Genomic DNA, 17,090 nt, shown 5'->3' on the forward strand with positions numbered 1-17,090 from the left:
AGCTCCGCAATCGCATCCCGGTTCGCATCCAGCAGCGCACGGAAGCGGAAGAGGATCTCCGTGCGCTTGGCCAGCGAGGACTGACCCCAGGTCACGTACGCATCCTTCGCGGCGGCCACGGCCGCGTCCACCTCGTCGACCGTCGCGAACGCGACCTTCGTGGTGACCGCGCCGGTGGCAGGGTCGGTGACCGGCCCGTACGTACCCGACGCGCCTTCGACGGTCTTGCCGCCGATCCAGTGGTTGACGATCTTCGTCATGACCAAGAACTCCTTCACAGATGGCGGCGTCGGGTGGTGACGTGCCGGTCGTACTCCTCGCGGGCCTTCACCGCCGACGGTCGGGTCGCGGTCTCAGCCACAGGTACATCCCACCAGGCTTGCGCCGGAGGCGCGCCCGACACTGTGTCTGCCGTTTCGGTCTCGACGTAGACACATGTGGGAGTGTCGGCGGCCCGCGCCTCGGCGAGCGCCTCCCGCAGGTCGGCCACGGTCTTCGCACGCAGCACGCGCATGCCGAGGCTGGCGGCGTTGGCGGCGAGATCCACCGGCAGCGGGGCGCCCGCGTACGTACCGTCGTCCGTCCGGAAGCGGTACGCCGTGCCGAACCGCTCGCCGCCCACCGACTCCGACAGACCGCCGATCGACGCGTACCCGTGGTTCTGCACGAGCAGCATCTTGATCGCGATGCCCTCCTGTACGGCCGTCACGATCTCCGTCGGCATCATCAGATAGGTGCCGTCGCCGACCAGCGCCCAGACGGGCCGGTCGGGCGCCGCGAGCTTCACGCCGATCGCGGCCGGGATCTCGTAGCCCATGCAGGAGTAGCCGTACTCCAGGTGGTACTGGTCCGCCGACCGCGCCCGCCACAGCTTGTGCAGATCGCCCGGGAGCGAACCGGCCGCGTTGATGATGATGTCCGACTCGTCGACGATCGCGTCCAGCGCGCCGATGACCTGCGGCTGGGTGGGCCGCACGTCGGGCTCCTCGGCCTCGAAGCAGGCGTCGACGCGCTGCTCCCAGCGCTCCTTGTCCTCGCTGTACTCCGTGACGTACCCGTCCGTGACGCGGTGGTCGTGTATCTGGAGCGCCTCGGTCAGTTCGGCGAGACCGCTGCGGGCGTCCGCGATCAGCGGCAGGCCGGACAGCTTGTGGCCGTCGTACGGGGCGATGTTGAGGTTGAGGAAGCGGACGCCCGGGTTCACGAACAGCGTGCCGGAGGCGGTGGTGAAGTCCGTGTACCGGGTGCCGACGCCGATCACCAGGTCGGCGGTGCGGGCGAGTTCGTCCGCCGTCGCGGTGCCGGTGTGGCCGACGGCGCCCACGTCCTGCGGGTGGTCGAAGCGGAGTGAGCCCTTGCCCGCCTGCGTCGAGGCGACCGGGATGCCGGTGGTGCGGGCGAACTCCTCCAGCGCCTCCTCGGCGCGGCTGTGGTGGACGCCGCCGCCGGCGACGACCAACGGCCGCCGAGCCGCGCGGATCGCCGTCACGGCCTCGGCGAGTTCGGTCGGGTCGGCTCCGGGCCGGCGTACGACCCAGGTCCGGTCGGCGAAGAACTCGTCCGGCCAGTCGTATGCCTCTGCCTGAACGTCCTGCGGGAGCGCGAGGGTCACCGCGCCGGTCTCCACCGGGTCGGTGAGCACGCGCATCGCCTGGAGGGCCGCCGGCATCAGCGCTTCGGGGCGGTGGATCCGGTCGAAGTACTTCGACACCGGACGCAGGCTGTCGTTGACCGACACATCGCCCGCGTAGGGCACTTCGAGCTGCTGGAGTACCGGGTCGGCGGGGCGGGTGGCGAAGATGTCGCCGGGGAGGAGCAGGACCGGGAGGTGGTTGATCGTGGCGAGGGCGGCGCCCGTGACGAGATTCGTCGCGCCGGGGCCGATGGAGGTCGTCACCGCATGCGTGGACAGACGGCCCGACTGGCGCGCGTAACCGATCGCCGCGTGCACCATGGACTGCTCGTTGCGGCCCTGGTGGTACGGCATGTCGTTGCCGTACTCGACCAGCGCCTGGCCGAGTCCGGCGACGTTGCCGTGGCCGAAGATGCCCCAGGTGGCGTCGATCAGGCGGCGGCGGACGCCGTCCCGCTCCGTGTACTGCGCGGCGAGGAAGCGCACCAGCGCCTGCGCGACCGTCAGCCTCGTCGTTGAGGTCATCGGTAACCCCCAGTGCTTTCTACGTGGTCCGGGTGGAAGCAGATCCGCCACTCCCGCGTCTCGCCGGGTCCCGCCATGACGTTCAGGTAGTACATGTCGTGGCCGGGCTGGGCGATCGACGGGCCGTGCCATCCGTCGGGGACGAGGACGGAGTCTCCGGAGCGGACCTCCGCGAGGACGTCTGATCCGCCCTCACGAGAGGGAGATACGCGCTGATAGCCGAACCCGTTCGGACCGTCGATCTCGAAGTAGTAGATCTCCTCGAGCTCCACTTCCTCACCCGGCCGGTGCTCGTCGTGCTTGTGCGGCGGATACGAGGACCAGTTGCCGCCGGGAGTGATCACCTCGACCGCGATGAGCTTGTCGCACTCGAACGCGTCGGCGGAGGCGAAGTTGCGCACATGGCGTGTGCAGTTGCCGCTGCCTCGCTGCTCGATGGGAACCTCCGGCGCGGGGCCGTAGCGGGCGGGGAGTCGTCGCTCGCACTTCGCTCCTGCCAGGGCGAAGCGGCCTCCCGCGCCGGAGGCGATCTGCACCCGGGCGTCTCGGGGCGCGTACGCGAAGTCGGTGACCGACGCGAACACGTCCTTGCGACCCAGGAGTTCGAATACTTCGTCCTCCACTTGCACCGTGCAACCACCGCCCAGCGGCACCACGATCCACTCGCTGTCACCGGTGGTGAAGGTGTGCGAGCCACCCGCCGCCAGCTCGACGATCCGCAGGCTGGAGTGGGTCCAGCCGGCCAGCTTGGGGTCGATGTCGAGCGCGTAGTACGCGTCGGCGGTGGTGCCCTTCGGAACGTACAACTCGTTGCTCATGCGGCCCTCACAGCAGTCCTACGGCGGTGTCCACGGCGGCGGCCACATCGCCGTCCGCCGGATACAGCAGTGAACGGCCGACCACCAGACCACGGACCGTGGGCAGTTGGAGGGCGCCGCGCCACTTCTCGTACGCTCCGTCCTGATCGTCGCCGACCTCCCCGCCCAGCAGCACGGCGGGCAGCGTGGAGGTCTCCATGACCCGGGCCATGTCGTCCGGGTTGTCGGTGACGGGGACCTTCAGCCAGCTGTACGCCGAGCTGCCGCCCAGGCCGGACGCGATGGCGATCGACTTGGTGACGGCGTCGGCGGAGAGATCGTTCCGGAGTCTCCCCTCGGCCGTACGAAGGCTGATGAACGGTTCGACGAACACCGGGAGTCGGCGGGCGGCCATGTCGTCGATCGCGCGGGCCGTGGACTCCAGGGTGGTGAGGGAGCCCGGGTCGTCGTAGTCGATGCGCAGCAGCAGCTTGCCCGCGTCGAAGCCGAAGCGCTCGATGTCCTGGGGACGGTGGCCGGTGAAGCGGTCGTCGAGTTCGAAGGAGGCGCCCTGGAGGCCGCCGCGGTTCATCGAGCCCATGACGACCTTGTCGTCCAGGGCGCCGAGCAGCAGCAGGTCGTCCAGGATGTCGGCGGTGGCGAGGACGCCGTCGACGCCGGGTCTCGCGAGGGCCAGGCAGAGGCGTTCGAGCAGGTCGGCGCGGTTGGCCATCGCGAACTTGCGGTCGCCGACGCCGAGCGCACCACGGGCCGGGTGGTCCGCGGCGACGATCATCAGCCGGCCGGAGTCGCCGATGAGCGGGCGGCGCCGGCGGCGGGCGGCCGCTTCGGCGATCGCCTCGGGGTGTTGGCTGCGGATGCGGACCAGCGCCTCGATGTCGACGGTCACAGCACGGCTCCAGCGGTCAGGGCGGCTTCCACTTCGACCGGTGTCGGCATCGCGGAGGAGCACTCGAGGCGGGAGGCGACGATGGCGCCGGCCGCGTTGGCGTGCCGCATGATCTTCTCCAGGTCCCAGCCCGCGAGGAGGCCGTGGCAGAGGGCGCCGCCGAAGGCGTCGCCGGCGCCGAGGCCGTTGAGGACGTTCACGGGGAGGGGCGGGACTTCGGCGCTCTCGCCCTTGTCGTTGACCGCGAGGACACCCTTGGGGCCCTGCTTGACGACGGCCAGTTCGACGCCGGCGTCGAGGAGGGCGCGGGCGGCTGCGTGCGGTTCGCGGACGCCGGTGGCGACCTCCACCTCGTCGAGGTTGCCGACCGCGACGGTGGTGTGGCGGAGGGCTTCGGCGTAGAAGGGGCGGGCCGCGTCCGGGTCGCTCCAGAACATGGGGCGCCAGTCGAGGTCGAAGACCGTCGTACCGGCCTTGGCCCGGTGGGCGAGGGCCGCGAGGGTCGCCGTACGGCTGGGCTCCTCGCTCAGGCCCGTGCCGGTCACCCAGAAGATGCTGGCCTCGCGGATCTCGTCGAGGTCGAGATCGTGGGCGTCGATCTCCAGGTCCGGGGCCTTGGGGCGGCGGTAGAAGTACAGCGGGAAGTCGTCCGGCGGGAAGACCTCGCAGAAGGTGACGGGGGTCGGCAGCCCGGCGACCGGGGTGACCCAGCGGTCGTCGACGCCGAAGTCGCGCAGCGCCTCGTGGAGGTACGTGCCGAACGGGTCGTCTCCGGTACGCGTGATCACGGCGGTACGGCGGCCGAGGCGGGCCGCGGCGACCGCGACGTTGGTCGCCGAGCCGCCGAGGAACTTGCCGAAGGACGTCACCTGCGGCAGCGGGACACCCGTCTGGAGCGGGTAGAGGTCCACGCCGATCCGTCCCATGGTGATCAGGTCGTACGCCATCGCGTTCCCTTCATGCCCGGCTCACCGTCGTCTCGGCTCGCGCGGTCGTATCGGCTCTCCCCGGTTTTCTAGCCCCGCACGCCGAGCCCTGTCAATGTTTTGTCCAGACATTCGGACCAGACCTTGACACGACTACTGTGCGTACGGAGGTTGGCGCCATGACGTCGTTGTCACCTCGGTCCCCACTGTCCCGCATCCGGATCGGCTCGGCGCCCGACCGGTGAGGCGCCCGGCTCGCCCACGTCGAGGGACGGCCTCGTTTGTCAATGCGCCGCGCCTCAATCCGGCGCACGCCTTTGCGGCACTTGTGTCACAAACGCCCCCCTCGTGTCACACATGTCGCGTGTACGCCGGTCTTACGTCACACCCGGTGCACAGGCCCTGTCCTGCGCTCACTCTGCGTCGTTCACCGGACACAGGCTTTGTGATCGCCAGCGCAGCGCCCGGTACCCCCGACGGCCGTCCCCGGTCGCCGCCGCGGTGCGCGCAGGGAGGTGCACCTCATGACCGACCGACGGCTCTGGTCCTACAAGGAGATCGCGGCGCACATCCGGGTGCAGCCGGACACCGTGCGGTCCTACCGCAAGCACGGGCTGCTGCCGCCACCCGATCATGTGGAGGGCGGCAAACCCTTTTGGTACGCGGACACCGTCCGGGCGTGGGTCGCCTCCCGCCCGGGCAACCGCGCCCGCAGAGAGGACTGACCGCTCCGCACCCCCGCCCGCTCCCGTGCCCCACCTCGCGTGGGGCACCGGCTTGTCCGCCGCGCTCTTCCCGCTGGGCCCTTCCAGCTGGGCCCTCAGGCCCACGGCTCGATGACCGTGACCCCCGCTCCCGGTGCCGTGCCCATCGCGGCGAGTGCGGCGGGTGTCGCGTCCAGCGTGATGGTGGAGGTGACGAGGAGATCGGGGCGCAGGGCGCCTGTCCGGACCAGTTCCAGCATCGGAGGGTAGGTGTGGGCGGCCATGCCGTGGCTGCCGAGGAGTACTAGTTCCAGGGCGATGGCGCGGGCCATCGGGACGGGGGTGGTGCCCGTGTCCGAGGGCAGCAGACCGACCTGGATGTGACGGCCACGGCGGCGCAGGCCGTTCACCGAGGCGGCGCAGGTGGCGGGTGCGCCGAGGGCGTCCAGCGAGAGGTGGGCGCCGCCGCCCGTCAACTCACGGATCGCCGCCGCCGTGTCCGGCGTCCGCGTCCCGTCCACGCACTGAGCCGCCCCGAACTTCCTTGCCAGGTCCAGCGCTTGGGCGGACACGTCGACGGCGACCACCCTCGCCCCCGATGCCGCCGCGATCATCACCGCCGACAGGCCCACGCCCCCGCAGCCGTGCACCGCGACCCACTCCCCCGCCGCCACCCGGCCCTGCTGCACCACCGCCCGGAACGCCGTCGCGAACCGGCAGCCCAGCGAGGCCGCCGTCGCGAACGACATGCCGTCCGGTACGGCGACGAGGTTGACGTCGGCGTGGTCCAGCGCCACGAACTGGGCGAAGGAACCCCAGTGGGTGAAGCCGGGCTGGGTCTGGCGCTCGCACACCTGCTGGTCGCCGGTCGCGCAGGACGCGCAGCTGCCGCACGCGCAGACGAACGGAACCGTCACCCTGTCGCCCGGCCGCCACACGGTCACCCGGTCGCCCACCGTCTCCACCACACCGGCGAGTTCATGGCCCGGCACATGCGGCAGCGTGATGTCCGGGTCGTGGCCCTGCCAGCCGTGCCAGTCGCTGCGGCAGAGGCCGGTCGCCTCGACCCGCACGATCACTCCGTGCGGTGCGGGTGCGGGGTCCGGCACGTCTCGGACTTCGGCCGGTGCGCCGTACTGCTCGAACATCACTGCCCGCATCTGCCTCAGCCTCCGGCTCGGGGATCATCGCCTCCGGCGGAACGCTAACGCTCCGCCGGGGGCCGCGATATGCCTCCGGCGGTCGGCTGCGGGGCCGGTGTGGCCGGTCGCGCCCACGCGGCGGAGCCGCATATCAGCACAACCCCGCGCCTCTTTGGGGCGTCGGTCAGCCGGGCGTCATGGCCTTGTCCCGCTCTTCCGCCTCCGTCGGCGCGGGTCCTCCCCCGTCGCCCTCGCTCAAGCCGAACCGCTGATGCAGGCGACGCAGCGGTCCCGGGGCCCACCAGGTCGCCCGGCCGGTGAGGCGCATGACCGCCGGGACCAGGAGGCTGCGGATGATCATCGCGTCCATCAGGACCGCCAGGGCGATACCGAGGCCGAGCATCTTGGTGTTGGTCACACGGGAGGTGCCTATGGCGACCATCACGACCGCGAGGATGACGGCCGCAGCGGTGATCAGTCCGCCCGTGCGCTCCAGCCCGTGCCGGACCGCCTGTTCATGGTCGCCCCCATGGTCGTACTCCTCCTTGATGCGGGACAGCAGGAACACGCCGTAGTCCATGGAGAGTCCGAAGGCCACGCAGAACATCAGGACCGGGAGGGTCGTCTCGATCGAGCCGGGGCTGGTGAAGCCGAGCAGGCCGGAGAGATGGCCGTCCTGGAAGACCCACACCACCGCGCCGAACATCGCCGTCAGGCTGAGCGCGTTGAGCACCACCGCCTGGATGGGGATGAGAACGCTGCCGGTCAGGAGGAAGACCAGGAGCAGGGTGACGATCGCGATGAAGGCCGCCGCCCAGGGCAGTTGCTCGGCGATCGCGTCCTTGGAGTCGACCAGGACGGCCGCGGTGCCGGTCACCTTGGTGTCGAACGGGGCGTCCGTCGCCCGTAGTTCGCCGACCAGGCGCTGAGCCGGGTCGTCGACCGCCTCGCCCTCGGGCAGCACCGTGAAGTACGCCGATTCGCCCTGCACCAGCGGGCCTTCGACCCGCAGCACGTCGGGCAGGCCCGCTATCCGCTCCTTGTAGGTGGAGTACTGCGCCTCGGTCGCCCGCCCCTCGGCCAGCACCTCGAGTCCTCCGCCGGGGCTGCCCGGGAAGCCCTCCCGGATGTGCTGCTGCACGACATGGGACTCGGCACCGGACGGCAGCTGACGGTCGTCCGCCGTGCCGAACTTCACGCCCAGGAACGGCAGGCCCAGCAGAACCAGCACGGCCGTGGTGCCCAGGGCGAAGAACGGGGCGCGGCGCATCACCAGCGTCGCCATGCGTCCCCAGGCCGTGCTTTTCGCACCGGACGCGCCGGACGCGCCGGAGGGATCGGGTACGCCGGACGCCTTGGACGACCCGCCGCGCCGGAACAGCTTTCGCAGGTCCAGCGCGTTCACCCGGTGGCCCAGCAGGAGCAGTGCCGCCGGGAGCAGGATCAGCGCGGCCGCCGCGGCCAGCAGCACCACGGCGATCCCCGCGTAGGCGAAGGACCGCAGGAAGTACTGCGGGAAGAGCAGCATCGCCGCCAGCGACACCGCGACCGTGAGGGCGGAGAAGAGGACGGTGCGGCCGGCCGTGCGCAGCGTCGTGCCGACCGCCGTCAACGGCTCGGCTCCCCCGGACAGTTCCTCGCGGAAGCGGCGGACGATGAACAGGGCATAGTCGATGGCCAGGCCCAGCCCCAGGGCCGTCGTCAGGTTCATCGCGAAGATCGAGACATCGGTGAACTCCGTGAGGCCGCGCAGGACCGCGTTCGTCCCCAGGATCGCGACGATGCCGATGCCGAGCGGCAGCAGGGCCGCGACCGCGCTGCCGAAGACCATCACCAGTAGGACGAGGGTCACCGGCAGGGCGATCACCTCGGCGCGGGTCAGGTCCTCCTGGATGATCGTCTGCATCTCGTGCCGCACGGCGACGATGCCGCCGACCTTCACCTCCACCGGGCCGTGCGTGCCCCGGAAGGAGGGCGCGACACGGTCCAGGGTCTCGCCCATCGTCTTCTCGTCGCCCGTGATACGGGCGGCTATCAGCGCTTCGTGGCCGTCCTTCGCGCGCAGGGCGGGAGCCGCCGAGCGCTCGGCCTGCCAGTAGGAGCCGACGCCTTCGACGCCCTTCTCCCGCGCCAGCCGCTCGGTGAGGCGCTCCGCTTCCGCGACCACCGCCGGGTCGTCGACCGAGGCGCGGCCCGCGTCCACGAGCAGCAAAAAGTTCGGCTGGGAGTCGGGGAATTCACGCTCCAGCGCCCGGGTCGCGTACGTCGACTCGGCGCCCGGGTCCTCCCAGCCGCCGCTGCCCAGCCGGTCGGCGACCCCGCTGCCCGCCAGCACGGCGAGGACGGTGAGCACCAGGGCCGCGAGCAGCGACAACCGGGGTCGGGCGGTGACGAAACGGGTCCAGCCGCCGACACGAGGTGGGCTGTTGACTTCGGTCATGGTGCGGTGTCCCCTTCACCGTGAAAACCGTAGAATGAAAAACACGAGACGTCACTCGCGTTCCATCCAAGAATGCGAGCGACCACTCGCGTTTGTCAATGATGTTCGGAGAGTTGTGGATAACCACATGCCCGACAAGCACGAGCAGAACGGCCAGGCGCAGGACGGCCGGGAGAAGGACCCCCAGGAGAAGGCACAGCCGCGCCGCCGTCAGGCCCGCGGCGAGCGCCGTATCGCCCAGCTGCTGGAGGCCGCCGCCGCCGTCTTCTGCACGACCGGCTACACGGCGGCCAGCGCCAACGCCATCGCCCGTGAGGCGGGCGTCTCGCCGGGCACGCTGTACCAGTTCTTCCCGAACAAGGAAGCGATCGCGATCGAGCTGGGCGACCGGCTCATGCACGAGATGCGCGAGACGTACGGCGAGGCGCTCACCCCGGTCGACTCCACGACCCCACTCGAGGAGGCCGTCGGCGCGGCGGTCGACCGCTTCATCGCCTTCAACTGCGACCACCCCGTGTTCTTCGCGCTGATGCACGGCCCCGACGTCCCCGGCCGGATCGCCGAGGACCACGACGCCCTGCACGCGACCCTGCTCGCCCGGCTCGGGGGCCTGCTCTCCTCGCTCCTGCCGGACGCCCCCGCCACCGAGGTCACGCGCACCTCGCATGTCGTCCTGGGGATGTACAAGGCCGGCCTGGAGCTGGTGCTCGCCCACGAAGGCGCGGAGCGCGACGCGTACATCCGGGAGTTGAAGCACGTCCTGATCCGTTATCTCGACCCGATGGTCGGCGACCGACTCGGCCGGGCGGCTCCCTTTGGAGAAGGTACCCCCTAGGGGTATAGTTGCGGGTAAAGGGCCCTCCCGTGGGCCCCGCAGGCCCCACACGCCTCCACAAGGAGTACGACATGAGCATCACCGCCACGTACAAGGTCAGCGGGATGAGCTGCGGACACTGCGAGGGCGCCGTTTCCGGCGAGATCTCCGAACTCCCCGGCGTCAGCTCGGTGAAGGCCGTCGCGTCGACCGGCGAGGTCACGGTCGTCTCCGACGCCGCGCTGGACGACGAGGCCGTGCGCGGCGCCGTCGACGAGGCCGGTTTCGAACTCGTCGGCACGGTCTGAGAGCACCCCGAGAGTCCCTGAGCGCATGACCGGCACCGTCACCACCGCCACCACCACTCCGGCGCCGATAGCCGCGACCTCCGAGGTCGAGCTGCTCATCGGCGGGATGACCTGCGCCTCCTGCGCGGCACGCGTGGAGAAGAAGCTCAACCGCATGGCCGGCGTGACGGCCACGGTGAACTACGCGACCGAGAAGGCGAAGGTCACCTACCCCGCGGACACCGAGGTCGCGGACCTGATCGCCACGGTCGTCAAGGCCGGCTACACGGCCGAGGAGCCCGCGCCGGTCAGCGCGGAGCCGGCGCCCGAGGACCCCGAACTCACGTCCTACCGGCAGCGCTTCACCGTCTCCGCGCTCCTCGCGATCCCGGTCATCGTGCTGTCGATGGTCCCGCCCCTCCAGTTCGACAACTGGCAGTGGCTCGCACTGACCCTCGCCGCACCCGCCGTCGTCTGGGGCGGCTGGCCCTTCCACAAGGCCGCCTGGACGAACCTCAGACACGGCGCGGCCACCATGGACACCCTGGTCTCCCTCGGCACGCTGGCCGCCTTCGGCTGGTCGCTGTGGGCGCTGTTCTTCGGTGACGCGGGCATGCCGGGCATGCGGGAGAGCTTCCGGCTGACCGTGGGCGGCATGGACGGCGCGTCGACCATCTACCTCGAAGTGGCGTCCGGCGTCGTCGCGTTCATCCTGCTGGGCCGCTATATGGAGGCCCGCTCCAAGCGTCGCGCGGGTGCGGCCCTGCGGGCGCTCATGGAGCTGGGCGCGAAGGACGTCGCCGTGCTGCGGGACGGGCGGGAAGTGCGGATTCCGGTGGCCCGGCTGGCGGTCGGCGACCGGTTCGTCGTACGGCCCGGCGAGAAGGTCGCCACCGACGGGACGGTCGTGGAGGGTTCCTCCGCCGTCGACGCCTCCATGCTGACCGGCGAGTCGGTGCCGGTCGACGTGACGGTCGGAGACATGGTCACCGGCGCCACGGTCAACGCGGGCGGCCGACTGGTGGTCGAGGCCGTCCGGGTCGGCGCCGACACGCAACTCGCCCGGATGGCACGGCTGGTGGAGGACGCGCAGAACGGCAAGGCCGAGGTGCAGCGGCTCGCCGACCGGATCTCCGGCGTGTTCGTGCCGGCCGTCATCCTCATCGCGGTCGCCACGTTCGGCGCGTGGCTCGGCCTCACCGGTGACGCGGTCGCCGCCTTTACCGCGGCCGTGGCGGTCCTGATCATCGCCTGTCCGTGCGCGCTGGGCCTGGCCACGCCGACCGCGCTGATGGTCGGCACCGGCCGCGGCGCGCAGCTCGGCGTCCTCATCAAGGGCCCCGAGGTCCTGGAGTCCACGCGCCGCGTCGACACCGTCGTCCTGGACAAGACCGGAACGGTCACCACCGGCCGTATGACCCTTCAGAAGGTGTACGTCGCCGAAGGCACCGACGAGACGGAGCTGTTGCGGCTCGCCGGCGCCCTGGAGCACGCCTCCGAGCATCCCGTCGCCCGGGCGGTCGCCGTGGGCGCCGAGGAACGCGTCGGGTCGCTGCCGCCGGCCGAGCGGTTCGAGAACGTGCCGGGGCGTGGCGTACGTGGGCGCGTGGAGGGCCACGAGGTGGCCGTGGGACGCCTCTACGAGTCGCTGCCCGAGGAGTTGACCCGGGCGAAGGACGAGGCCGGGAGCAGCGGTCGTACGGCCGTCGTCGTCGGCTGGGACGGAGCGGCACGCGGTGTCGTCGCCGTCGCGGACGCGGTCAAGGAGACCAGCGCCGAGGCGGTGCGCGAACTGCGCGCCCTCGGGCTCACGCCGGTGCTGCTGACCGGGGACAACCGGGCGGTCGCGGCGACGGTCGCGCGGGCCGTCGGGATCGACGAGGTGATCGCCGAGGTGCTGCCCGAGGACAAGGTCGACGTCGTACGGCGGCTTCAGCGCGAGGGGCGGACGGTCGCCATGGTGGGTGACGGCGTCAACGACGCGGCCGCGCTCGCCACCGCCGATCTCGGGCTGGCGATGGGGACGGGGACGGACGCGGCGATCGAGGCGAGCGATCTGACGCTCGTACGCGGGGATCTGCGGGTTGCCGCGGACGCGATCCGGCTGTCCCGGAGGACGCTGTCCACGATCAAGGGAAACCTTGTGTGGGCGTTCGGATACAACGTGGCCGCGCTGCCGCTGGCCGCCGCGGGACTGCTGAACCCGATGATCGCGGGGGCGGCGATGGCCTTCTCGTCCGTGTTCGTGGTGACGAACAGCCTCCGCCTGCGCACATTCCGCTGAAGTTACCGCCAGTTACACGGAAGTAGAGGTGAGAGGGCCTCTAGAGTCCGACGCAACCCTCACATAAGCTCTTCACAAGGCTCGCGCATCATCCTTACGCTTGAGCTCCGATCACCGTATCGGGGTCCTTGCGCATCTAACGGACATATGCAAGAGACGCAGATCACAGTGATGAGAAGGTAACCATCGAAGGGGTTCGAAGGTCTAAGTTGACGATGTCGGAAAGCGTCTTGGGGGGCGCCGACTGACATCTGAGGATGTCTTGGGGGACTTCCTCAGAGCTGCGTTGCCGGGGCACGTACTACGGGAAGCTTTGAGCGGCCCTCCCGACCGTGCGCTGTCCCGGCAGACCGCACACCCCAGGAGTACGACGAGTTCTGCTCGTTTTGCTCAAAGGCTGCCTCGGCAGTTTGCTTGACAGCGATTCAGGCGCTGGTTTCTCACAGACGCCCGGCCGGATCCCGTGGGGGGAATCCGCACCGGGACATGGGAAGGCGCCCTGATCGTCGGCCCGTGGGGGGACCGGCGCAGGGCGCCTTCCTCTTTTTGTCTTTTCCCCCGCAGGGCCCGGCCGGCTCGCCAGCCCAGGCCCTGCGTCTACGCGATCAGCGACCCTCGACCGGAACGAAGTCCCGCTCCACGACGCCCGTGGCCGTGCTGCCCGGGGGACAACCCCCGGACCCCCGGCCGGCGCACCCGAGGCCGCAGGGCAAGCCCCGGTGACGGGCGCCGATGGCCTGGCGCCCCTCACCGGCAGGGGTGTGTCAGCGACCCTCGACCGGAACGAAGTCCCGCTCCACGACGCCCGTGTAGATCTGGCGCGGGCGGCCGATGCGGGAGCCGGGCTCCTTGATCATCTCGTGCCACTGGGCGATCCAGCCCGGGAGGCGGCCGAGGGCGAAGAGGACCGTGAACATCTCGGTCGGGAAGCCCATGGCGCGGTAGATCAGGCCGGTGTAGAAGTCGACGTTCGGGTAGAGGTTGCGCGAGACGAAGTAGTCGTCGGAGAGCGCGTGCTCCTCCAGCTTCAGCGCGATGTCCAGCAGCTCGTCGGACTTGCCGAGGGCGGAGAGGACGTCGTGCGCGGCGGCCTTGATGATCTTCGCGCGCGGGTCGAAGGACTTGTACACCCGGTGGCCGAAGCCCATCAGGCGGACGCCGTCCTCCTTGTTCTTCACCTTGCGGATGAAGGAGTCGACATCGCCGCCGTTGGCCTGGATGCCCTCCAGCATCTCCAGCACCGACTGGTTGGCGCCGCCGTGCAGCGGGCCCCAGAGGGCGGAGATACCGGCGGAGATCGAGGCGAACATGTTGGCCTGCGAGGACCCGACCAGACGCACCGTGGAGGTCGAACAGTTCTGCTCGTGGTCCGCGTGCAGGATCAGCAGCTTGTCGAGGGCGGCCACGACGACCGGGTCGAGCTCGTACTCCTGCGCCGGGACCGAGAACGTCATGCGGAGGAAGTTCTCGACGTAGCCGAGGTCGTTGCGCGGGTAGACGAACGGGTGGCCGATCGACTTCTTGTACGCGTACGCCGCGATCGTCGGGAGCTTGGCGAGCAGGCGGATGGTGGAGAGGTTGCGCTGCTTCTCGTCGAACGGGTTGTGGCTGTCCTGGTAGAAGGTGGACAGCGCCGAGACGACCGACGACAGCATCGCCATCGGGTGGGCGTCGCGCGGGAAGCCCTTGTAGAAGTTCTTGACGTCCTCGTGCAGCAGGGTGTGCTGCGTGATGTCGTTCTTGAACGAGGTGAGCTCGTCGACGGTCGGCAGCTCGCCGTTGATCAGCAGGTAGGCGACCTCCAGGAAAGTGGAGCGCTCGGCCAGCTGCTCGATCGGGTAGCCGCGGTACCGCAGGATGCCCGCTTCGCCGTCCAGGTAGGTAATGGCGGATTTGTACGCGGCGGTGTTGCCGTAACCGCTGTCCAGCGTCACCAGACCGGTCTGGGCGCGGAGCTTGCCGATGTCGAAGCCCTTGTCACCGACGGTGCTGTCGATCACCGGGTAGGTGTACTCGCCGTCGCCGTACCGCAGTACTACAGAGTTGTCGCTCACGTCTTCCCTCACCGACGTTGTGCCTCATCTTCGAGGTTGCCCTGACTGTCTCTACCATCCCCCATTTGGCGCAGGAGAGTGCACTCGGGGTCGACCATTGGGCCTATTGGCGGCACTGAGTGCCGCCAACCTGCTCATCCTGCCCCTACTACTTCCCCATCTGCTAGTGCTGTGTGACCCAAACGACTCATTTGATCGATCATTTTTTCACGGCCCCGCGTCAGCCCTCCAGGGGCCGGGGCGAGAGCCTGAAGTCGAGTGCCGTACAGCGGCGTCCCGCGGACACCGTGCGCACCGCCTGTCCGATCGCCTTGCGGGAACCGACGAGGACGACCAGCTTCTTGGCCCGGGTGACCGCGGTGTACAGCAGGTTCCGCTGAAGCATCATCCAGGCCCCGGTGGTGACCGGGATCACCACCGCCGGGTATTCACTGCCCTGCGAGCGGTGAATGGTCACCGCGTACGCATGGGCGAGCTCGTCCAGTTCGTCGAACTCGTACGGAACCTCCTCGTCCTCGTCCGTCAGTACCGTCAGGCGCTGATCGACCGGGTCGAGCGCGGTGACCACGCCCACGGTGCCGTTGAAGACGCCGTTCTTCCCCTTCTCGTAATTGTTGCGAATCTGCGTGACCTTGTCGCCGACCCGGAAGACGCGGCCGCCGAAGCGCTTCTCGGCCAGGTCGGGGCGGCCGGGTGTGATCGCCTGCTGGAGCAGGCCGTTGAGGTTGCCGGCGCCTGCGGGCCCGCGGTGCATGGGGGCGAGCACCTGGATGTCACGGCGCGGGTCGAGCCCGAACTTGGCCGGAATGCGCCGTGCCGCGACATCGACGGTGAGCCGGCCGGCCTCCTCGGTGTCGTCCTCGACGAAGAGGAAGAAGTCCTTCATGCCGTCGGTGACCGGGTGTTGGCCGGAGTTGATCCGGTGCGCGTTCGTCACGACCCCCGACTGCTGGGCCTGGCGGAACACGCGCGTGAGGCGGACGGCGGGGATCGGGCCGCCGTCGGCCAGCAGATCCCGCAGCACCTCGCCTGCGCCGACGCTGGGGAGCTGGTCGACGTCCCCGACGAACAGCAGATGCGCTCCCGGGGGCACCGCCTTCACCAGCTTGTTGGCGAGGAGGAGGTCCAGCATGGAGGCCTCGTCCACGACCACCAGGTCGGCGTCCAGGGGCCGGTCCTTGTCGTAGGCGGCGTCCCCGCCGGGCTTCAGTTCCAGCAGCCGGTGGACGGTGGAGGCCTCGGCGCCGGTGAGTTCGGCGAGGCGCTTGGCGGCGCGGCCGGTGGGGGCGGCGAGGACGACCCGCGCGCGCTTGGCCCGGGCCAGCTCGACGATCGACCGGACGGTGAAGGACTTGCCGCAGCCGGGCCCGCCGGTGAGGACCGCGACCTTCTTCGTCAGCGCCAGCTTCACGGCGGCCTCCTGCTCGGGGGCGAGCTCGGCGCCCGTACGCCCCTTCAGCCAGTCGAGGGCCTTGTCCCAGGCCACGTCATGGAAGCCGGGCATCCGGTCCTCGTCGGTGCGCAGGAGGCGCAACAGCTGGGCGGAGAGGGAGAGTTCGGCGCGGTGGAAGGGGACGAGGTAGACGGCGGTGACGGGGTGCCCGCCGTCCGGACCGGGCACCTTCTCCCGGACGACACCGGGGTCCTCGTCCTCCTCGGCGGGCGCCGCCAGCTCGGCGAGGCACTCGATGACCAGGCCGGTGTCCACCTGAAGGAGCTTGACCGCGTCGGCGATCAGCTGCTCCTCGGGCAGAAAGCAGTGGCCCTGGTCGGTGGACTGCGAAAGGGCGTACTGGAGGCCGGCCTTGACGCGCTCCGGGCTGTCGTGCGGGATGCCGACGGACTGGGCGATCTTGTCGGCGGTGAGGAAGCCGATGCCCCAGACGTCCGACGCGAGGCGGTACGGCTGGTTCTTGACGACCGAGATCGACGCGTCGCCGTACTTCTTGTAGATGCGGACCGCGATCGACGTCGACACCTCGACGGTCTGGAGGAAGAGCATGACCTCCTTGATCGCCTTCTGCTCCTCCCAGGCGTCGGCGATCTTCTTGGTCCTCTTGGGGCCCAGTCCGGGGACCTCGATGAGCCGCTTGGGCTCCTCCTCGATGATCTGGAGGGTGTCCAGCCCGAAGTGCTGGGTGATGCGGTCGGCGAAGACCGGCCCGATGCCCTTGACCAGCCCCGAGCCGAGATAGCGGCGGATGCCCTGGACGGTGGCCGGCAGGACCGTCGTGTAGTTCTCCACGGTGAACTGCTTGCCGTACTGCGGGTGGGAGCCCCAGCGGCCCTCCATCCGCAGCGACTCGCCGACCTGGGCGCCGAGCAGCGCGCCGACGACGGTCAGCAGATCGCCGCCGCCGCGGCCGGTGTCGACCCTGGCGACCGTGTAGCCGTTCTCCTCGTTGGCATACGTGATCCGCTCCAGGACGCCTTCGAGGACGGCGAGGTGCCGCTCCCCCTGCGCCGTCTGCTTCGGACCGCCCGCCTGATTCGACATGATCCGACGCTACCGCCAGGCACTGACATCACGATCCGGTCTCGCACCCTTGCCAACGCCCGTGTAATCGATTCCAA

At 70.0% G+C, this 17,090-nt stretch carries 13 protein-coding genes; 4 read left to right on the forward strand and 9 right to left on the reverse strand.

Annotated features, from left to right (window positions below; genetic code table 11):
- The 5 genes from ACIHFB_RS38595 to iolC form a co-directional block, all read right to left on the reverse strand.
- Positions 1–260, reverse strand: a 260-nt coding sequence (locus ACIHFB_RS38595; protein WP_400129349.1) for an aldehyde dehydrogenase family protein, incomplete at its 3' end; no start/stop codon positions are given.
- A 14-nt stretch (positions 261–274) separates the two neighbouring features.
- Positions 275–2,158 (reverse strand): 3D-(3,5/4)-trihydroxycyclohexane-1,2-dione acylhydrolase (decyclizing), encoded by a 1,884-nt coding sequence (gene iolD, locus ACIHFB_RS38600; RefSeq protein WP_400129350.1) that lies wholly within the window; start codon positions 2,156–2,158, stop codon positions 275–277.
- On the reverse strand, positions 2,155–2,976 hold the full coding sequence (gene iolB / locus ACIHFB_RS38605) for a 5-deoxy-glucuronate isomerase (protein WP_365282992.1): 822 nt from the start codon (positions 2,974–2,976) through the stop codon (positions 2,155–2,157). The genes iolD and iolB overlap by 4 nt, the downstream gene beginning before the upstream one ends.
- A 7-nt stretch (positions 2,977–2,983) precedes the next feature.
- Complete coding sequence (locus ACIHFB_RS38610) at positions 2,984–3,865, reverse strand: deoxyribose-phosphate aldolase (RefSeq protein ID WP_365282993.1); 882 nt, start codon at positions 3,863–3,865, stop codon at positions 2,984–2,986.
- A complete protein-coding gene (gene iolC, locus ACIHFB_RS38615) occupies positions 3,862–4,812 on the reverse strand; it encodes a 5-dehydro-2-deoxygluconokinase (RefSeq protein WP_365282994.1) in 951 nt (316 codons plus the stop codon). The genes ACIHFB_RS38610 and iolC overlap by 4 nt, the downstream gene beginning before the upstream one ends.
- Before the next feature lie 503 nt (positions 4,813–5,315).
- On the opposite strand from iolC, the gene ACIHFB_RS38620 reads away from it, so the two are divergent.
- The gene (locus ACIHFB_RS38620; protein ID WP_365282995.1) at positions 5,316–5,516 is read left to right on the forward strand and encodes a MerR family transcriptional regulator; all 201 of its coding nucleotides are present in this window, start codon (positions 5,316–5,318) and stop codon (positions 5,514–5,516) included.
- A gap of 95 nt (positions 5,517–5,611) precedes the next feature.
- Here ACIHFB_RS38620 and ACIHFB_RS38625 read toward each other — a convergent pair whose 3' ends face one another.
- Together ACIHFB_RS38625 and ACIHFB_RS38630 are read right to left on the reverse strand one after the other, a co-directional pair.
- Complete coding sequence (locus ACIHFB_RS38625; protein WP_400129351.1) at positions 5,612–6,655, reverse strand: zinc-dependent alcohol dehydrogenase family protein; 1,044 nt, start codon at positions 6,653–6,655, stop codon at positions 5,612–5,614.
- Between the two features lie 166 nt (positions 6,656–6,821).
- Positions 6,822–9,077, reverse strand: a complete 2,256-nt coding sequence (locus ACIHFB_RS38630; protein WP_400129352.1) for an MMPL family transporter — start codon at positions 9,075–9,077, stop codon at positions 6,822–6,824.
- Between the two features lie 127 nt (positions 9,078–9,204).
- On the opposite strand from ACIHFB_RS38630, the gene ACIHFB_RS38635 reads away from it, so the two are divergent.
- The 3 genes from ACIHFB_RS38635 (at position 9,205) to ACIHFB_RS38645 (ending at position 12,462) form a co-directional block, all read left to right on the forward strand.
- On the forward strand, positions 9,205–9,912 hold the full coding sequence (locus tag ACIHFB_RS38635) for a TetR family transcriptional regulator (protein WP_400129353.1): 708 nt from the start codon (positions 9,205–9,207) through the stop codon (positions 9,910–9,912).
- 71 nt (positions 9,913–9,983) lie between these two features.
- A complete protein-coding gene (locus tag ACIHFB_RS38640; RefSeq protein WP_365282999.1) occupies positions 9,984–10,199 on the forward strand; it encodes a heavy-metal-associated domain-containing protein in 216 nt (71 codons plus the stop codon).
- A gap of 25 nt (positions 10,200–10,224) precedes the next feature.
- On the forward strand, positions 10,225–12,462 hold the full coding sequence (locus ACIHFB_RS38645) for a heavy metal translocating P-type ATPase (RefSeq protein WP_400129354.1): 2,238 nt from the start codon (positions 10,225–10,227) through the stop codon (positions 12,460–12,462).
- A 764-nt stretch (positions 12,463–13,226) separates the two neighbouring features.
- Here the strand turns inward: ACIHFB_RS38645 and ACIHFB_RS38650 are convergent.
- Complete coding sequence (locus ACIHFB_RS38650; RefSeq protein ID WP_365283001.1) at positions 13,227–14,516, reverse strand: citrate synthase; 1,290 nt, start codon at positions 14,514–14,516, stop codon at positions 13,227–13,229.
- Between the two features lie 220 nt (positions 14,517–14,736).
- Positions 14,737–17,013, reverse strand: a complete 2,277-nt coding sequence (locus ACIHFB_RS38655; RefSeq protein WP_365283002.1) for an ATP-dependent RecD-like DNA helicase — start codon at positions 17,011–17,013, stop codon at positions 14,737–14,739.
- Positions 17,014–17,090: the final 77 nt, after the last annotated feature.

The organism is Streptomyces sp. NPDC051963 (assembly GCF_044593495.1).
Taxonomy (GTDB): Bacteria; Actinomycetota; Actinomycetes; order Streptomycetales; family Streptomycetaceae; genus Streptomyces.

Coding starts and splice junctions, on each gene's coding strand:
- ACIHFB_RS38645 (WP_400129354.1), top strand. CDS start 10,225: ATGACCGGCACCGTCACCACCGCCACCACCACTCCGGCGCCGATAGCC.
- ACIHFB_RS38620 (WP_365282995.1), top strand. CDS start 5,316: ATGACCGACCGACGGCTCTGGTCCTACAAGGAGATCGCGGCGCACATC.
- ACIHFB_RS38640 (WP_365282999.1), top strand. CDS start 9,984: ATGAGCATCACCGCCACGTACAAGGTCAGCGGGATGAGCTGCGGACAC.
- ACIHFB_RS38625 (WP_400129351.1), bottom strand. CDS start 6,655: ATGCGGGCAGTGATGTTCGAGCAGTACGGCGCACCGGCCGAAGTCCGA.
- ACIHFB_RS38630 (WP_400129352.1), bottom strand. CDS start 9,077: ATGACCGAAGTCAACAGCCCACCTCGTGTCGGCGGCTGGACCCGTTTC.
- iolD (WP_400129350.1), bottom strand. CDS start 2,158: ATGACCTCAACGACGAGGCTGACGGTCGCGCAGGCGCTGGTGCGCTTC.
- iolB (WP_365282992.1), bottom strand. CDS start 2,976: ATGAGCAACGAGTTGTACGTTCCGAAGGGCACCACCGCCGACGCGTAC.
- ACIHFB_RS38655 (WP_365283002.1), bottom strand. CDS start 17,013: ATGTCGAATCAGGCGGGCGGTCCGAAGCAGACGGCGCAGGGGGAGCGG.
- ACIHFB_RS38635 (WP_400129353.1), top strand. CDS start 9,205: ATGCCCGACAAGCACGAGCAGAACGGCCAGGCGCAGGACGGCCGGGAG.
- iolC (WP_365282994.1), bottom strand. CDS start 4,812: ATGGCGTACGACCTGATCACCATGGGACGGATCGGCGTGGACCTCTAC.